General features: G+C 64.3%; 12 protein-coding genes. 10 read left to right on the top strand and 2 right to left on the bottom strand.

Going from position 1 to position 15,577, the window contains the following annotated elements; genetic code table 11:
* Positions 1–185: 185 nt before the first annotated feature.
* Positions 186–629 (bottom strand): MarR family winged helix-turn-helix transcriptional regulator, encoded by a 444-nt coding sequence (locus FGK64_RS07715; protein ID WP_246057703.1) that lies wholly within the window; start codon positions 627–629, stop codon positions 186–188.
* Between the two features lie 92 nt (positions 630–721).
* On the opposite strand from FGK64_RS07715, the gene FGK64_RS07720 reads away from it, so the two are divergent.
* The 8 genes from FGK64_RS07720 to FGK64_RS07755 all read left to right on the top strand — a co-directional run bounded on the left by FGK64_RS07720 (position 722) and on the right by FGK64_RS07755 (position 11,665).
* Positions 722–1,840, top strand: a complete 1,119-nt coding sequence (locus FGK64_RS07720; protein WP_246057704.1) for a substrate-binding domain-containing protein — start codon at positions 722–724, stop codon at positions 1,838–1,840.
* A 129-nt stretch (positions 1,841–1,969) separates the two neighbouring features.
* A complete protein-coding gene (locus tag FGK64_RS07725) occupies positions 1,970–3,580 on the top strand; it encodes a flotillin family protein (protein ID WP_138863240.1) in 1,611 nt (536 codons plus the stop codon).
* 40 nt (positions 3,581–3,620) lie between these two features.
* Positions 3,621–4,841, top strand: coding sequence for an urea ABC transporter substrate-binding protein (locus FGK64_RS07730; protein WP_138863241.1), 1,221 nt, complete (start codon positions 3,621–3,623; stop codon positions 4,839–4,841).
* A gap of 56 nt (positions 4,842–4,897) precedes the next feature.
* Entirely contained in the window at positions 4,898–5,764 is an 867-nt protein-coding gene (locus tag FGK64_RS07735; RefSeq protein WP_138863242.1) for an ABC transporter permease subunit, read from the top strand.
* Positions 5,764–6,807 carry a branched-chain amino acid ABC transporter permease gene (locus tag FGK64_RS07740; protein ID WP_246057705.1) on the top strand — a complete coding sequence of 348 codons (1,044 nt, stop codon included), beginning with the start codon at positions 5,764–5,766 and terminating at the stop codon, positions 6,805–6,807. Before FGK64_RS07735 ends, FGK64_RS07740 begins: the two co-directional genes overlap by 1 nt.
* Positions 6,800–7,516: an ATP-binding cassette domain-containing protein gene (locus FGK64_RS07745; protein ID WP_138863243.1), complete on the top strand. Its 717-nt coding sequence runs from the start codon at positions 6,800–6,802 to the stop codon at positions 7,514–7,516. The genes FGK64_RS07740 and FGK64_RS07745 overlap by 8 nt, the downstream gene beginning before the upstream one ends.
* Positions 7,513–9,855, top strand: coding sequence for an amidase (locus tag FGK64_RS07750; RefSeq protein ID WP_138863244.1), 2,343 nt, complete (start codon positions 7,513–7,515; stop codon positions 9,853–9,855). Before FGK64_RS07745 ends, FGK64_RS07750 begins: the two co-directional genes overlap by 4 nt.
* Positions 9,856–9,892: 37 nt before the next feature.
* Positions 9,893–11,665, top strand: a complete 1,773-nt coding sequence (locus FGK64_RS07755) for an AMP-binding protein (RefSeq protein WP_138863245.1) — start codon at positions 9,893–9,895, stop codon at positions 11,663–11,665.
* Between the two features lie 148 nt (positions 11,666–11,813).
* Here the strand turns inward: FGK64_RS07755 and FGK64_RS07760 are convergent, their stop codons facing one another.
* Positions 11,814–12,260 (bottom strand): MarR family winged helix-turn-helix transcriptional regulator, encoded by a 447-nt coding sequence (locus tag FGK64_RS07760; RefSeq protein WP_138863246.1) that lies wholly within the window; start codon positions 12,258–12,260, stop codon positions 11,814–11,816.
* Positions 12,261–12,388: 128 nt separating this feature from the next.
* Between FGK64_RS07760 and FGK64_RS07765 the strand changes: the two genes are divergently transcribed.
* On the top strand, positions 12,389–14,254 hold the full coding sequence (locus tag FGK64_RS07765) for an FAD-binding monooxygenase (protein ID WP_138863247.1): 1,866 nt from the start codon (positions 12,389–12,391) through the stop codon (positions 14,252–14,254).
* Positions 14,255–14,483: 229 nt separating this feature from the next.
* Complete coding sequence (locus FGK64_RS07770) at positions 14,484–15,554, top strand: extracellular solute-binding protein (protein WP_138863248.1); 1,071 nt, start codon at positions 14,484–14,486, stop codon at positions 15,552–15,554.
* Positions 15,555–15,577 lie beyond the last annotated feature (23 nt).

Below are 15,577 nucleotides of genomic sequence, written 5' to 3' on the forward strand. Positions count from 1 at the left end.
AACGCCCGCACAGCAACAGCCCCGTCAAAATAACTCCGGCCGAAAATAGCCAACCTTGAACAAACACGGCAACTCTACCTCAGATTGCCGTGCGGTGCAAAACCGAGACGGCCCCGGGAAGGGGCAATTTTAGGCAATCGCGCAGATTTTATTGGGGAATGGACGTATCGGCAGTGCCGAAAGGGTCAGTGCGGGGAATCAGGCAGCCGCGCAAGGTCGGCCAATATCGCCTGCACTTGCATGGCACGGCCCTCGCCCAATGCAGCGCGGACTCCGGCATCGTGATCGACCATCGCGCCGCGCACCTGCATCATCCGCTTGCGCCCCAGATCCGTCAGCAGCAGATTCACCTGCCGCTGATCGCTGCGCGAGGGCTGCCGATGCACCAACCCTTCCGAGACCATGCGATCCACCAGCTTGCTGAGCGCGGGCAGCTTCATTGCCACCGCCTGCGCGATCTGCCCCATGGTCAGCCGCTCGCCCGCCTCAAGTGTTTCCAACACGCTCCACGCCTCGATCTGCAGCCCGTTGTTGCGGGCACAGCGCGCGGCCTGATCATACAGGCGGCGATAGGCCGAGGTCAGCGACAGCGCCAGTATCTCGGGCGGGGATGATCGGTTTTCACTCACGCGGGGCTGTCCTGATGCTGTTTGTCCAGAAAATAGTTGACCGGGAAAGTAATTTCAATTGTGATCCTTGGAAAAATTCAGGGAGCCGGATCGTGGGGGGCGACACGTGGGATCGCACGGACACGCTGTATCTGACGGAACTTGACGATATCGCCGACCGGCAGGGCGGCGCGCGCGCCGAGTTTCGCATTGGCCTGCTGTTGCCGATGTGCGGCGCGGCGGGGCTATGGGCGCCCAGTTGCATTTCTTGCGCACAGGTCGCGCTACGCGAATTGAACCGGGGTGACGGGATCGCGGGGCGGCCCGTGCGGCTGATCCTGATCGACGCGGCCGAGGAAACCGCCCAGCCGGTCGAGGCGGTGATCAACGATCTGATCGACACCGGCGCCATCGACGCCATCGTGGGGATGCACCTGTCGGCCACGCGGCAACGCCTTAGCAAGATCATTCGCCAGCGGATTCCTTACGTCTATACGCCGCTTTACGAAGGCGGCGAAACCACGCCCGGCATCTATGCCATCGGCGACACGCCCGACCGCCATCTTGGCCCCGCGCTGGCGGCGTTGCAGCGCATGTACCGCCCCCGGGGCTGGGCGCTGATCGGCAACGATTACGTCTGGCCGCGCACCTTCAACGCCTTCGCCAAGACCCGCCTGCGCGAGATGTCGGTGCCTGTCCTGCACGAGGAATACCACGGCTTCGGCACCTCCGGCATCGACCAGGCAGTCGAACGGGTCGCCGCCTCTGGGGCCGAGGGGGTGCTGGTCTCGCTCATCGGGCAGGACGCGGTGAATTTCAACCGGGCCTTCGGGCGCGCAGGGCTGCAAGATCAGATGATCCGCCTGTCCTGCGCGTGTGAGGAAAACGCTCTGCTGGCCTGCGGGGCGCGGAACAACCAGCGCATGTTCTCGGCCTCGTCCTATTTCGGGAATATCCCCACCGAAGCGAATGCCGCCTTCCGCGAAAGCTACCACACGCTGCACGGCGACAGCGCGCCGGTGCTGAACACGCTGGGACAGTCGACCTATGAAGGCGTGCATTTCCTGGCCGGGCTGATGCAGCGCGGCGCGCCGGACTGGCGCATGGGCAGCTTCGACTCGGCCCGCCGGATGCGGCGGCGTTCGGTGCGGCGCGAAACGGGTCTGGGTCACGCGCCGGTCTACTTGTCCCGTGCGGATGGACTGCAGTTCGAGGTGATCGAAACCTTTTAAAATCAGCGGCTTGTGTAAAATAGTTTCCATAGAAAATATTTTACTTGAAATGGAAACTAAATTCTCCCACGGTTCCTGTGCCGGGCGGCCCTGTGCCCCCGCTGCGCGTGTTCCAACGGGAGAAACCGAATGGTCTGGGTCTTGTCGCTGTTCGTTCTGGCCATCGTTCTGGCTGTGGCGATCTGGTTCCTGTCACGTTTTTACGCCAAGGCGACGTTGGACACAGCGCTGGTGCGCACCGGCTTTGGTGGCCGCCGCGTCGTGATGGATGGTGCCTGTCTGGCGCTGCCGATCCTGCATCAGGTGCAAAAGGTGTCTATGGGTACGATCCGCTTTGGCATCGCCCGGAAAGGACGCGAGGCGCTGATGACGCGCGACCAGCTGCGCGCCGATGTCGAGATGGAATTCGAACTGCGCGTCGAGGCGACGCCCGAGGGCATCGCCACCGCCGCGCAATCGCTGGGCTATCGTGTGGCCCGGGGCGGCGAGGCGGTGCAGGACGCCATCGGCGGCGCGCTGATCGACGCGATGCAGGCCGCCGCCGCCGCGCGCAGCCTGACCGATGTGCATCTGGATCGCGCCGGATTCAGCCGCGAGGTGGGCGAAAGCGTCGCCACGCAGGCGCGCAAGCTGGGGCTGGAACTGGTCAGCGCCTCGCTTCTTTCGGTCGATCAGGCCGATTTCTCTCAGATGAACGAAAACAACGCCTTCATCGCGCAGGGGATGCGGCGGCTGGCCGAGCTGGTCGCAGACGAACGCAAGACCCGTGTTGCCGTGGAAACCGGAACCGAGCTGGCAATCCGCGAAAGCCGCCTGGCACAGGTGCAACGGCAGTTGGAAATCGAGCGGACAGAGCGCGAGGCGCAGATTGCCCAGCGCGAGCATCTGGACCGGGTCGAGGCCGATGCCAAATCGCGCGCCGAACAGGCCGCCGCCAAGGCGCGCATGGCGTCCGAGGTGGGCCGGATCGAGGCCGAGCGCGCCGCCAAGGCCGCGCAGGTGGAAAACGACGAAACCCTGCGCCGGGCCGAAATGGCCGCGATCCTTGCGCTGGAAGAGGCGCGGATTGCCAATGACATCGCGCTATCACGCAAGCGGGCCGAGGAATCCGCCGCTAAGGCGGAAGAGGAAACCGCCCGCGCACAGGTGCTGCTGGCCAGCGAATCCGTGCAGGCCCAGAAAGATCGTGCCGTGGCCGAACGCGAACGCGAAACCGCCAAGCTGCGCCAGCTGAAAGACATCGAGCTGGAAGACGCCAAGGTGAAAAGCGAGGTCGACACCCTGCTGGCCCGCGCCCGGGCCGAGGCTGCTGCGTCGAAAACCGGCGCCGATGCCGAAAAGGCGCGGATGGAGGCCGAAGCCGCTGGCCGCACCGCCCTGAACGGGGCCGAGAATACGCTGAGCGAGGCGGTGATCCGGATGCGGCTGGAGGAGCGCAAACTGGATCGCCTGCCCGAGATCATGACACAGATGATGAAGCCGGTCGAAAAGATCGATTCAATCCGCATCAACCACATCGGCGGTCTGGGCGGTGGTGGCTCCAGCAGCGAAGGCGGCGCAGATGGCGCCTTTGGCTCGGCGATGGAGCAGATCCTCGGGATGGCCGTGCGGCTGCCCGCGATGAAGCAGATGGGCGAAGAGATCGGGCTGGACTTCGATGCCAACCTGGCGGGCCGGACCGCCGACTATGCCAACCGGATCAAGAACAAGGACCCGCGCAGGGATGGCGACGACAAGTAGCGCGACCAGACGGGCCATTTTCCAACAGAAGGAACACGACATGACACTGAACCGACGCCACTTCCTTGCCGGAACGGCCGCGCTGACCGGCACCGCGCTGGTCCGCCCCGCCTTTGCCGCGGGCGATGCGATCAAGCTGGGCTCGATCCTCGATACCTCGGGCATCTTTGACGCCTATGGCAAGCCGATGGACATGGCCGCGCGGCTGGCGGTCAAGGAAATCAACGCCGCCGGGGGCCTGTTGGGCCGCGAGGTCGAGCTGATCGCCTATGACACGCAATCCGACATGGCGCTTTACACGCAATACGGCCAGCAGCTGACCCGGCAGGACAAGGTGGATGTCGTGCACGGCGGCATCCTCTCGGCCAGCCGCGAGGCGATCCGCCAGACCATGCGCAAGACGAAAACGCCCTATTTCTATAACGTCCTGTACGAGGGCGGGGTCTGCGACCGCAACATCTTCATCAATGGGGTCACGCCCGCCCAGCAGGTCGAGGCGCTGGTGCCGCACGCGATGAAGAACTCGGGCCCCAAGGTCTATATTCTGGCGGCCGATTACAATTACGGCCAGATCACCGCGCGCTGGATCCAGAAATACGTTGCCGACAACGGGGGCGAGGTGATCGCGACCGATTTCTTCCCGCTGGATGTGTCGGATTTCGGCGCAACCATCGCCAAGATCCAGACCGAAGCGCCCGATCTGGTGTTTGCCCCGCTGGTGGGCGGCGCGCATCTGTCGTTCTTCCGCCAATGGGCCGCATCGGGGATGAAGGACAAGATTCCGCTGGCTTCGACCACGCTGGGGCTTGGCAACGAACAGAAGGTGCTGACGGCAGAAGAGGGCGACGGCATCATGATCGCCTTCACCTACAGCCGCGAGCTGGACACCCCCGCCAACGTCGATTTCAAGAAACGCTGGGCGGCGGAATATGGCGATGACAGCGCGATCCACGAACCGGCGGTGACCAATTACCAGGGCATCATGACATGGGCCGAGGCCGTGCGTCAGGCCGGATCGGTCGACCGTGACGCCCTGACCGAAGCGATGGAAAGCGGCATTTCGATCGAAGGCCCGGCGGGCAAGCTGACCGTCGATCCGAAGACCCACCACGCGGTGCTGGACGTGCACCTGATGCGGATCGAGAACCAGCAGATGACGGTGCTGGAGACGCTGCCCCAGCGCCAGCCGATCGACACGCAGGCGGTGTGCGATCTGGAGGCAAACCCCGACGACAATACGCAATACGAAATCCAGCTGTAAGCGCGCCGGGGGCGGCATCGCCCGCCCCCATGGCCCCTCTGACCTGTTAGGCCCCCATGGATCTGTCTGTCGTCATACTGGTTGAAATCCTCTACGCGGTTGCCTCGCTGATCCTGATCAGCGCGGGGCTGGCGGTTGTCTTCGGCATGATGAAGGTGATCAACCTGGCCCATGGCGAATTCATGATGATGGGGGGCTATGCCACCATCACCGCCGTGAACCTTGGGGTGAACGTCTTTGTCGCCATGCTGGTGATCGCACCGCTGATCGTGGGGCTGATCGGGCTGGTGGTGGAACGGCTGGTGATCCGGCACCTCTATGGGCGGCTGGTCGACACGATGCTGGCGACATGGGGGCTGTCGCTGCTGTTCATCGGGTTGGCCACGATGATCTTCGGCAATACGACAACCGGGATTTCCACGCCGATCCAGGGCTTTGCTGTCGGAAGCTACCAGATCAACGGCTATAACTTCTTCATCATCCTGGTCGCTATCCTGCTGGTCGCGGGGCTGTATCTGGTGCTGAAAACCACCCGCGCCGGGCTGATTGCGCGGGGCACGATGCAGGGCGCCGACATGGCTTCGGCGCTGGGCTACAGCCCCGGGCGGGTCTATATGGCGACGTTCTTCTGCGGTGCGGCGTTGTCGGGGCTGGCGGGGGCGGTGATCGCGCCGCTTGTCGGGCTGGCCCCCACTTCGGGCGGCGCCTATATCGCCAAGGCCTTCATCACCGTGATCGCGGGCGGGCCATCGCTGATTGCCGGGCTGCTGAGCAGTGCAGGGCTGTTCGGCGTGGTCAGCCAGGTGTTCACCTTTGCCTTCAGCAACGTGATCGGAGAGGTCGCGCTGCTGGTGGCCGCCGTGATCCTGCTGCGCCTGCTGCCGCAGGGCGTGACCGGCAAGCTGTTCAAGGGGCGGCTGTGATGGGGGGCGTGCAAATGGGCAGCGGACGCGACATTGCCGCGATCCTGATCGTGTCGGCGCTGCTGATGCTGCTGGCGCCGCTGGTGATCGGCACCTACACGCTGACGCTGCTGGTGATCTACGGGATGCTGGCGCTGAGCCTTGGCCTGATCTGGGGCTTTGGCGGCATCCTGTGCTTCGGGCAGGCGGCGTTCTTCGGGCTTGGCGCCTATACCTATGCCATTGCCGCCATCAACATCGGCGAAAGCACGTTGCCGATGATCCTGGCCGTGCTGGTGCCTGCGGGGTTCGCGCTGCTGCTGGGCGCGATGATGTTCTACGGGCGGCTGACGGACGTGTACCTTGGGGTCATCACGCTGGTGGTGACGCTGATCCTGTTCCGCTTCATCAACTCGACCGCCGGGCCGCAGTACACGATCGGAACGGCGCGGCTGGGTGGCTACAACGGCATCCCCGGGTTTCAGACGCTGAACGTGCCGGGCGATCCGGATGCCTATATCTGGGGCGATGCCTATTTCTATGTCTGCGCGGTGGCGCTGGTGCTGGTGGCGCTGCTTGTGACCTGGCTGTTGCGCAGCAGCTTCGGCCGTATCGCGCTGGGCATCCGCGAAAACGAAACCCGCGCCTCGCTGATGGGCTATGACGTGGCTGCGCGCAAGACGGTCCTGTTTGCCATTGGCGCGGGCATCGCGGGGCTGGCGGGGGCGCTGTTTGCCAACTGGGCGGAAATCGTGACGCCGGCGCTGTTCTCGCTGGGCCAAAGTGCCGAGATCATCATCTGGTGCATCGTCGGCGGGCTGGGCACGCGGTTCGGCCCCGTGCTGGGCGCGGCGGGGCTGGCCTATCTGAAATTCCTGCTGGGTCAGCAAAGCGTGTTGGACAACACGCTGATCATGGGCGCGGTTCTGGTGATCTTCGTGCTGTTCCTGCCGCGCGGGTTGGTGCCGGCCATCGCGGCGCTGTGGCAGCGGGCCACACGCGGGCGGGGGCGCCGCGCGGCCTCGCTGGCGCGGCGGCGCAGGGCAGAGGTGCCATATGGCTGAGATCGTTCTGGAAACCCGGGGGCTGACCAAGCGGTTCGGCGGAGTCACCGCCTCGGACAACGTGGATTTCACCCTGCGCGCGCGCGAATTGCGCTGCCTGATCGGGCCGAATGGCGCGGGAAAATCGACCTTTTTCAAGTGCGTGACGGGGCTGCACACCCCCACCACGGGCGAGGTATACATGCGCGGGCAGGACACGACCGGCTGGGCGCCGCACCAGATCGCCAGCCTTGGCGTGGGCATCAAGACGCAGGTGCCCAGCGTGATGGATGCGCTGAGCGTGCAGGAAAACATCTGGCTGGCCGCGCGCCGTTTCATGCCCGTGGCAGAGGCGAACCGGCGCACCCGCGACATGATCGAACGGCTGCGGCTGGGCGCGCTGGCGCGGCGCGACCTGGGGCAGTTGGCGCATGGCGAACGCCAGCGGGTCGAACTGGGGATGGTCGCGGTGGCCGATCCTTGGCTGGTGCTGCTGGATGAACCCGCCGCCGGGATGAGCGCCGAGGATGTCGAGCGCATGACCGAAATCCTGCACGAGCTGAACCAAACCACCGCCATCGTGATCGTGGAGCATGACATGCAGTTCATCCGCGCCATCGCCTCGACCGTGACGGTGTTTCACCAGGGCCGGGTGCTGATGGAAGACCAGGTTGACAAGGTCATGGCTGATGCCACCGTGCGCAACGTCTACCTGGGGAAAGCGGCATGAGCGGGGCAGGGGATACCCCGGCGCTGCTGGAGGTGCGCGGGCTCTCGGGCGGTTATGGGCGTGTGCCGATCCTGCACGGGCTGGGTTTTCAGGTGGCTGAAAACGAAGTCGTCGGCGTGCTGGGCCACAACGGCATGGGCAAGACGACGCTGCTGAAGACGCTGATGGGGTTTCTTGCCCCCACCGCCGGAACGGTGCGGTTCCGCGACAGCGACATCACCACCGCCACGCCCCATGCCCGCGCTCGGAGCGGCATCGGCTATGTGCCCCAGGGGCGCGGGATTTTCCCGCAGCTGTCGGTGCGCGACAACCTGGCCTTTGCCTGGCAGGACTATGCCGCGGGCAGCGCGGCCGACGTGATGGACACGGTGCTACAGGATTTCCCGCGCCTTGTGCCGCTGCTAGATCGCGCGGGCGGGGCGCTGTCGGGGGGCGAACAGCAGCTTCTGGCACTGGCGCGCTGTCTGATGGGCGACCCCGAATTCCTGCTGCTGGACGAACCGACCGAAGGCATCCAGCCCTCGATCATCGACGAGATGGCCGACACGCTGCTGCGCATCCGCAAGCGGCGCGGGCTGTCGATCCTGCTGGTGGAGCAGAACCTCGACTTCATCGCCGACCTGTCCGACCGGGTGCTGGTGCTGGAACGCGGCGCCATCGCCGGCGAACTCAGCCGCGCCGACTTGTCCGACACGGCGAAGGTCAACGCCTTCCTTGGTTTTGGCGCCGCACGCTCGACCCGGGGCAAGCCCGGCGCGGCGCAGGCGCGGCCTGACAGCGCTAGTGTCAGTGCGATACCGAACACACCAACTCCTGCGGGGACAAGCATGACAATCAAACGCCCGACGCTTGCGCAGATGCGCGACATGGCGACCCGTTTCGGCATGTCGCTGAGTGACGCCGAACTGGAGGAATACCGCCAGCTGATGGAGCCCTACATGGAATCCTACGACAGGCTGGACGCGATGCCCGACAACCTGCCCGAGGTGCGATACCCGCGCGCGCCGGGTCGCTTTCCAGACTATTCCGAAAACCCGCTGAACGCCTGGTATGTGAAAACCGAAGTGCGCGGCGCCCCCGACGGCCCGCTGCGCGGCAAGCGGATCGTGCTGAAGGATACGGTATGCCTGGCCGGGGTTCCGATGATGAACGGATCGTCCGTGATGGAGGGCTATACCCCCGAGATCGACGCCACCATCGTCACGCGCATGCTCGACGCCGGCGCGGTGATCGTGGGCAAGGCGCATTGCGAAAACTTCTGCCTCTCGGGCGGGTCGCACACCAACGCCAAGGGCCCGGTGCACAACCCGTGGAAACGCGGCTACATGGCGGGCGGGTCGTCCAGCGGCTCTGCCGCGCTGGTGGCGGCGGGCGAGGTCGACATGGCCATCGCCGGGGATCAGGGCGGCTCGATCCGAATTCCGTCTGCCAATTGCGGCACCTACGGAATGAAGCCAACGCACGGGCTGGTGCCCTATACCGGCGTGATGGGGGTAGAGCAGACCATCGACCACGTCGGCCCCGTCACCTCGAACGTCAGTGACAACGCGCTGCTGCTGGAAGTGCTGGCAGGCGAAGACGGACTGGACCCGCGCCAGTACAAACCCAAGGTGTTCCGCTATACCGAGGCGCTGGGCCGCGGCGCGCACGGGCTGCGCATCGGACTCCTGAAAGAGGGCTTCCACCGCCCCGAATCCGAGCCGGACGTGGACGCCAAGGTGATGGCCGCCGCAGAGCGGTTCCGCGAGCTGGGCGCGCGGGTCGAAGAGGTCTCGATCCCCGAACACCTGACGGCCATCGACGCCTGGACTGCGATCACGATGGAGGGGATGCAGGACCAGATGCTGTGGGGCAACCATTTCGGCACCAATTATCGCGGGTTGTTCCTGCCCTCGATGACCGACCACATGGCGCAATGGCGGGGCCGGGCGGATGAGCTCAGCAATTCGCTGAAGGTCTGCATGTTCACCGGCGAATACTTCCAGACCCAGTATCGCGGGCGGTTCTATGGCAAGGGCCAGAACATCATGCGCCGGGTAAAGGAACGCTATGGCGCGGCGCTGAAGCAGTTCGACCTGCTGTTGATGCCGACCCTGCCGATGAAGGCGCAGGAAATACCGCCGCCCGACTGTTCGATTTCGGTCTATGTTCAGAAGGCGTTCGAAATGGTCGGCAACACCGCGCCCTTCAACAACGGCCTGCCCGCGATGAGCGTGCCCTGCGGGCTGAGCGAGGGGCTGCCCATCGGCATGATGCTGGTCGGGCCGAACTATGGCGAGCTGAAGATATATCAGGCCGCCCACGCCTTTGAGCAAAGCGGCGACTGGCGCGCGATGTAACACCCCGCGCCCAGATACAGCAGGAGGAGGACCGCCGATGTCGATTCTGACCGAAAGCCAATCGGGCCGCATTTCCGGGATCGGGCGCGACAAACGCGCCGACACGGGCGAAGCCGGGCTGCCCGAAGATGGCAAGAGCTATGTGCGGGGCGCCACCGAACCGCCGCTCGTCTACGCCACGGTGCCGCAGATGCTGCGCGACACCGTATCGCGCTATGGCCCGCGCGAGGCGCTGGTGTTCTGCGAAACCGGGGCACGGCTGACATATTACGACCTGGATCGGCGGGTCGACGCGCTGGCAGGCGGCTTTCTGGCACTGGGCGTGGAAAAGGGCGACCGCGTCGGCATATGGGCGCCAAACCGGCTGGAGTGGGTACTGACACAGTTTGCCACGGCGCGGATCGGGGCCGTGCTGGTCAACATAAACCCGGCCTACCGTGTGAACGAGCTGGAATATGCGCTGAAGGTGGTGGGGTGCAAGGTGCTGGTGACGGCGCCGGCGTTCAAATCCTCAGACTACCTAGGCATGATCGCCGAACTGGTGCCGGAACTGGCCTCGTCACGTCCGGGGCACCTGCGCGCCGCTCGGCTGCCCGCCCTGCGCGCGGTGGTGTCGATGGAGGACACCCCGTCGCCCGGATGCATCGCCTTCGCGGCGCTGGAAACCATGGGCGGCCCGGCTCAGCAATTGCGGCTGCCGACGATCGACGCCACCTTGTCGCCAGACGATGCGATCAACATCCAGTTCACCTCGGGCACCACCGGCAGCCCGAAGGGCGCGACGCTGTCGCATTATTCGATCACCAACAACGCGCGCTTCGTCACCGACCGGATCGGGCTGACAGAGGCCGACCGGCTGGCGGTGCCCGTGCCGCTCTATCATTGCTTTGGCATGGTGATGGGGGTGCTGGGCGCGGTCAGCAAGGGCGCGGCGCTGGTGTTTCCGGCGCAGGGGGTCGACGCCGAGGCCGTGCTGGATGCCGTGGCGGCGGAACGCTGCACCGCGCTTTACGGCGTACCGACGATGTTCGTGGCAATGCTCGCCGCGCTCGATGCCCGTCCGCGAGATCTGGCCAGCCTGCGCACCGGCATCATGGCAGGCGCGCTCTGCCCGGTCGAGGTGATGCGTCGCGTACAGCGCCAGATGCATATGACAGAGGTCACGATCTGCTATGGCATGACGGAAACCAGCCCGGTGTCCTTCCAGAGTTTTACCGACGACCCGCTCGAGAAACGCTGCGAAACCGTGGGGCGCGTGCACCCGCATCTTGAGGTGAAGATTGTCGATGGCGAGGGCCAGATCGTGCCGGTCGGGATGGCGGGCGAACTCTGCACCCGCGGCTATTCCGTGATGAAAGGCTATTGGCAGGATCGCGACAGGACGGATGAAAGCGTGCGGGACGGCTGGATGCACACGGGCGATCTGGCCACGTTGGATGCAGACGGCTTCTGCACCATCACCGGGCGGCTGAAAGACATGATCATCCGCGGTGGCGAGAACATCTATCCGCGCGAGATCGAAGAGATATTGAACGCCCACCAACAAGTCAGCGATGCGCAGGTTTTTGGGATCCCCGATCCAAAATACGGCGAAGAGGTCTGCGCCTTTGTTCTGGCCGCTGCCGGTCCGGCGCCCGACCCTGAGGCGCTGCGCGGCCATTGCCGCGCGAAGATGGCGTATTTCAAGGTGCCGAAACATATCCGCGTGGTCGAGTCCTTCCCGGCGACGATCACCGGGAAGCCGCAGAAGTTCGTGATGCGCGACATGATGACAAAGGCGCTTGGCGTCGTGGCTGATCCGCCTGCCTGAGCGTTTGAAGGGGGCTCTGCCCCCGCCGCCCTTCGGGCGACTCCCCCGGGATATTTGAGCCCAAAGAAGGCAAAAGACGCCCTCCTTCTTTGGGCCCTAAATATCCCCGCCGGAGGCATCGCGCGGAGCGCGATTTGAGGGGATGGCGTCAATCGGCGGCTTGGGCGGCTTTTGCGGCGAGGTGGATGAAGGTCTGGTATTCGTCGGGGGTCAGGCCAGGCAGGATGTCGGATTGCAGGGACATGACGATGGGCTGCATCGCTTCGACCACCTCGCGCCCTTTTTGCGTCAACTCCAGTTCGCGTGCGCGTTTGTCGCGGGGGTTAACCACGCGGGTGACAAGCCCCTTTTGCTCCAGTCGGTCGGCCACCGCGCCCAAGGTGGCGCGGTCCTTGGCGATTGCGTTTGCAAGGCTGGCCTGATCGATCCCGACGTTCTCGCGCAGCGTGTCGAGCGCGATGAACTGGACCGGGGTCAGGTCGAAGCCCGCCGCGTGGGTGCGTTCGGTGAAGATGCGGGTCGAGATCTGGTGCAGCCGGCGGATCAGGTGGCCCGGCGTGAGGGCGCTGTCGGGTCGCGTGATGGGATCGGGCATTGCTGGCTCTTCCTGATGACGGTGATCCCGTCGTAGACCATAATTCGTAAGTCGTCATACTATTTCTTGACTCTGGGCTTCGCTGCGCGCATTTAATATGTTGTCTTATCATTTTCGGAGGGCAGGCGATGCAGTACCATCTGGACGGGTTCCGCCCGGGCGATCCCGAGGTTCAACTGGCGGCGGACCGGGTGGGGCAGGGCAAGGACCGGGTTGATGTTCTGATCGTCGGCTGCGGCCCTGCCGGTCTGACGCTGGCGGCGCAACTTGCGGCTTTCCCGGACATCAACACCCGCATCGTCGAGCGCAAGCCAGGCCCGATGGAGAAAGGGCAGGCCGACGGGATATCTTGCCGGTCGATGGAGATGTTCAACGCATTCGGATTCGCCGAAACTGTGCTGAAACAGGGCTATTGGGTGAACGAGACCACGTTCTGGACGCCGAACCCGGAGGCGCCGGGCCAGATCCGGCGCAATGGGCGGGTGCGCGACGTGGAAGAGGGGCTGTCGGAGATGCCCCATATCATCCTCAATCAGGCGCGCGTGCATGATATGTATCTGGACCGCATGGTGAAATCGTCTTCGCGGTTGGTGCCGGATTACGGGCTGGAGCTGTCTGAACTGACGGTCGATCCAGAGGCCGAGTACCCGGTGACAGCCACACTGACCCCGGTCGATGGCGGTACGTCAGAGGTGGTGCAGGCGCGCTACGTCGTGGGCTGCGACGGGGCGCGCAGCAACGTGCGCCGTGCCATCGGGCGGCAGCTGGTGGGCGACAGCGCGAACAAGGCATGGGGTGTCATGGATGTGCTGGCCGTCTCCGATTTCCCCGATATCCGCTGCAAGACGCTGGTGCAGTCCGAGGAGGAGGGCAACATCCTGATCATCCCGCGGGAAGGCGGCTACCTCGTGCGGCTGTACATCGAATTGGACAAGCTGAACGCGGGCGAGCGGGTGGCCCAGCGCAACCTGACCGAAGAGCACCTGATTGCGGCAGCCAAACGGATTTTTCAGCCCTATTCCTTTGACGTGAAGCAAGTGGCGTGGTGGTCCGTCTATGAGATCGGGCAGCGGCTGACCGACCGGTTCGACGATGTGCCCGAGGGCGCAGAGGAGTCGCGGATGCCGCATGTCTTCATCGCAGGCGATGCCTGCCACACCCACAGCCCCAAGGCGGGGCAGGGCATGAACGTGTCGATGGGCGATGCCTTCAACCTTGGCTGGAAGCTGGCCGCCGTGCTGCGGGGGCAATGCCCGCCCGCGATCCTGCACAGCTATTCCGCCGAGCGGCACGCGGTGGCCGACGATCTGATCCGGTTTGACCGCGAATGGTCGCGTATCATGAGCGAGCGTCCCGAGGGCGACAGCGGCGATGCGCCCTTGATGCAAAGCTATTTCATCGAACACGGGCGCTATACGGCGGGCATGTCGGTAACCTATGCGCCGTCCATTCTGACGGGGCCGGGGACGTGGCAGGGCCGCGCGACGGGCTTTCCGATCGGGGCGCGGTTTCATTCGGCCCCGGTGCTGCGGGTATCGGATGCCAAGCGGGTCGAACTGGGTCAGACCGTGCTGGCTGACGGGCGCTGGCGACTGTTCGCCTTTGCGGGCAAATCGGGCGATCTGGACGGGTTGTGCCGTTACCTTGCCGAGAATCCGGCCTCTCCGGTACGGCGTTACACGCCTGCGGGGGCCGATCCGGATGCGGTGTTCGACCTGCGTGCAATCCTGCCGCTGCCACGGCCCGAGTATGCGCCGCAGGACCTGCCGCCGCTGCTGTTCCCGACCAAGGGCGCGCTGGGGATCTCGGATTACGAAAAGCTGTTCTGCGCCTGCGACGATACCGATATCTACAGCCAGCGCGGGATCGACGCCGAACAGGGATGTCTGGTGATCGTACGTCCCGATCAATATGTCGCCCATGTCTTGCCGCTGGACGCGCATGATGAACTGGCCGGCTTTTTCGACGGCTTCATGCTGGATCAAGCCAGCTAAAACCGGTGTCCAATCAATGACGTTTCTTCCTGCGCGCAGGGTTGGCCTGTGCGCAGTTGTCTTGCGTTGTGGCGCGATTGGTCGTTTACTTTGCCCATAATGGATCTGTCCAACGGGGCACCGTGCATCTTTTTTATATCCGTTACATCCAGGCGATAAGCACCGGCTCGCACCATTGCGGACGATAAGATCGGGAACGGACCCGATTCCAATAACAGAGGAGAACGTAATGAAAAAATTCGGATTGTTGTCGACAGCGGCGGCTGTTCTGACGGTGGCCGCCGGCGCGGCCCAGGCCGAAACGCTGCGACTGCTGACGTGGGGCAGCTACGCTCCGGAAGAAGTTGTTCGTCTGTTCGAAGAGAAATACCCCGACATCGACGTCGAGGTGACCTATTCCAACAACGAGGAAATGATCGCCAAGCTGCGCGCCACGCGCGGCGCCGGGTTCGATCTGGCCCAGCCCAGCCATGACCGTATTTTCGCGGTTCAGGAAGAGTACGGCATCTACAAGCCGCTCGATCTCTCCAAGATCGACACCGCAAGCATGCAGGAAAGCCTGCTGGAGGGCGTGAAAGCCAACACCACTATCGACGGCGAGGTTTACGCCGTGCCGCACCAGTGGGGCACCTCGGGTCTGATGGCCGATATCACCAAGGCGCCCGATCTGAACAGCTGGGACGATCTGTGCGATCCGCAATATGCCGGTCAGACCTCGATGCGGCTGCGTCGCACGATCCTGCTGGGCATGGCCTTTGCCGCCGGCAAGGACCCGTTTGCCGCCTACAACGATCTGGACGAATACCAGAAGTTGATGGACGAGGTGACCGAGACGCTGATCGCCTGCAAAGCCAACCTCAAGGCCTACTGGAACGGTGGCGACGACCTGTCGAACCTGATGCTCTCGGGCGAGGCGGTGGCCTCGGAGACATGGGATTCGACCGCATATAAACTCTACGCCGAGAACCCGAACATCGTGTTCATCCCGCCGGAAACCGGCGCGCTGGCCTGGATCGACACCTTTGCGATCCCCGCCAAGGGCGAAGCGGACGATGCCGCCTACAAGTGGATCAACTTCGTGCTTCAGCCGGAAATCGTCACGATGATGTCGGCCTCGACCGGCGCCATCGCTTCGGTCAAGGGGGCGATCGACCTGCTGCCCGAGGACAAGAAAGCCGCCGTGCAGGCCGCCTTTGACGAGGACGATCTGAACAACCTGAAGTTCTTTGCCAACATCCCCGCCGGGATCGAGGAAATCGAAGGCAAGGCGCTGGACCGGATCAAGGCCGCGTCGGAATAACGTCGGCCGACATGACACGGGCA

It is taken from the genome of Arenibacterium halophilum (genome assembly GCF_005938225.1).
Lineage (GTDB): Bacteria > Pseudomonadota > Alphaproteobacteria > Rhodobacterales > Rhodobacteraceae > Arenibacterium > Arenibacterium halophilum.

What these genes read in the sequence shown, in the direction of transcription:
- FGK64_RS07725 (WP_138863240.1), top strand. Translation starts at nt 1,970, where the DNA reads ATGGTCTGGGTCTTGTCGCTGTTCGTTCTGGCCATCGTTCTGGCTGTG.
- FGK64_RS07730 (WP_138863241.1), top strand. Translation starts at nt 3,621, where the DNA reads ATGACACTGAACCGACGCCACTTCCTTGCCGGAACGGCCGCGCTGACC.
- FGK64_RS07735 (WP_138863242.1), top strand. Translation starts at nt 4,898, where the DNA reads ATGGATCTGTCTGTCGTCATACTGGTTGAAATCCTCTACGCGGTTGCC.
- FGK64_RS07740 (WP_246057705.1), top strand. Translation starts at nt 5,764, where the DNA reads ATGGGGGGCGTGCAAATGGGCAGCGGACGCGACATTGCCGCGATCCTG.
- FGK64_RS07745 (WP_138863243.1), top strand. Translation starts at nt 6,800, where the DNA reads ATGGCTGAGATCGTTCTGGAAACCCGGGGGCTGACCAAGCGGTTCGGC.
- FGK64_RS07750 (WP_138863244.1), top strand. Translation starts at nt 7,513, where the DNA reads ATGAGCGGGGCAGGGGATACCCCGGCGCTGCTGGAGGTGCGCGGGCTC.
- FGK64_RS07755 (WP_138863245.1), top strand. Translation starts at nt 9,893, where the DNA reads ATGTCGATTCTGACCGAAAGCCAATCGGGCCGCATTTCCGGGATCGGG.
- FGK64_RS07760 (WP_138863246.1), bottom strand. Translation starts at nt 12,260, where the DNA reads ATGCCCGATCCCATCACGCGACCCGACAGCGCCCTCACGCCGGGCCAC.
- FGK64_RS07765 (WP_138863247.1), top strand. Translation starts at nt 12,389, where the DNA reads ATGCAGTACCATCTGGACGGGTTCCGCCCGGGCGATCCCGAGGTTCAA.
- FGK64_RS07770 (WP_138863248.1), top strand. Translation starts at nt 14,484, where the DNA reads ATGAAAAAATTCGGATTGTTGTCGACAGCGGCGGCTGTTCTGACGGTG.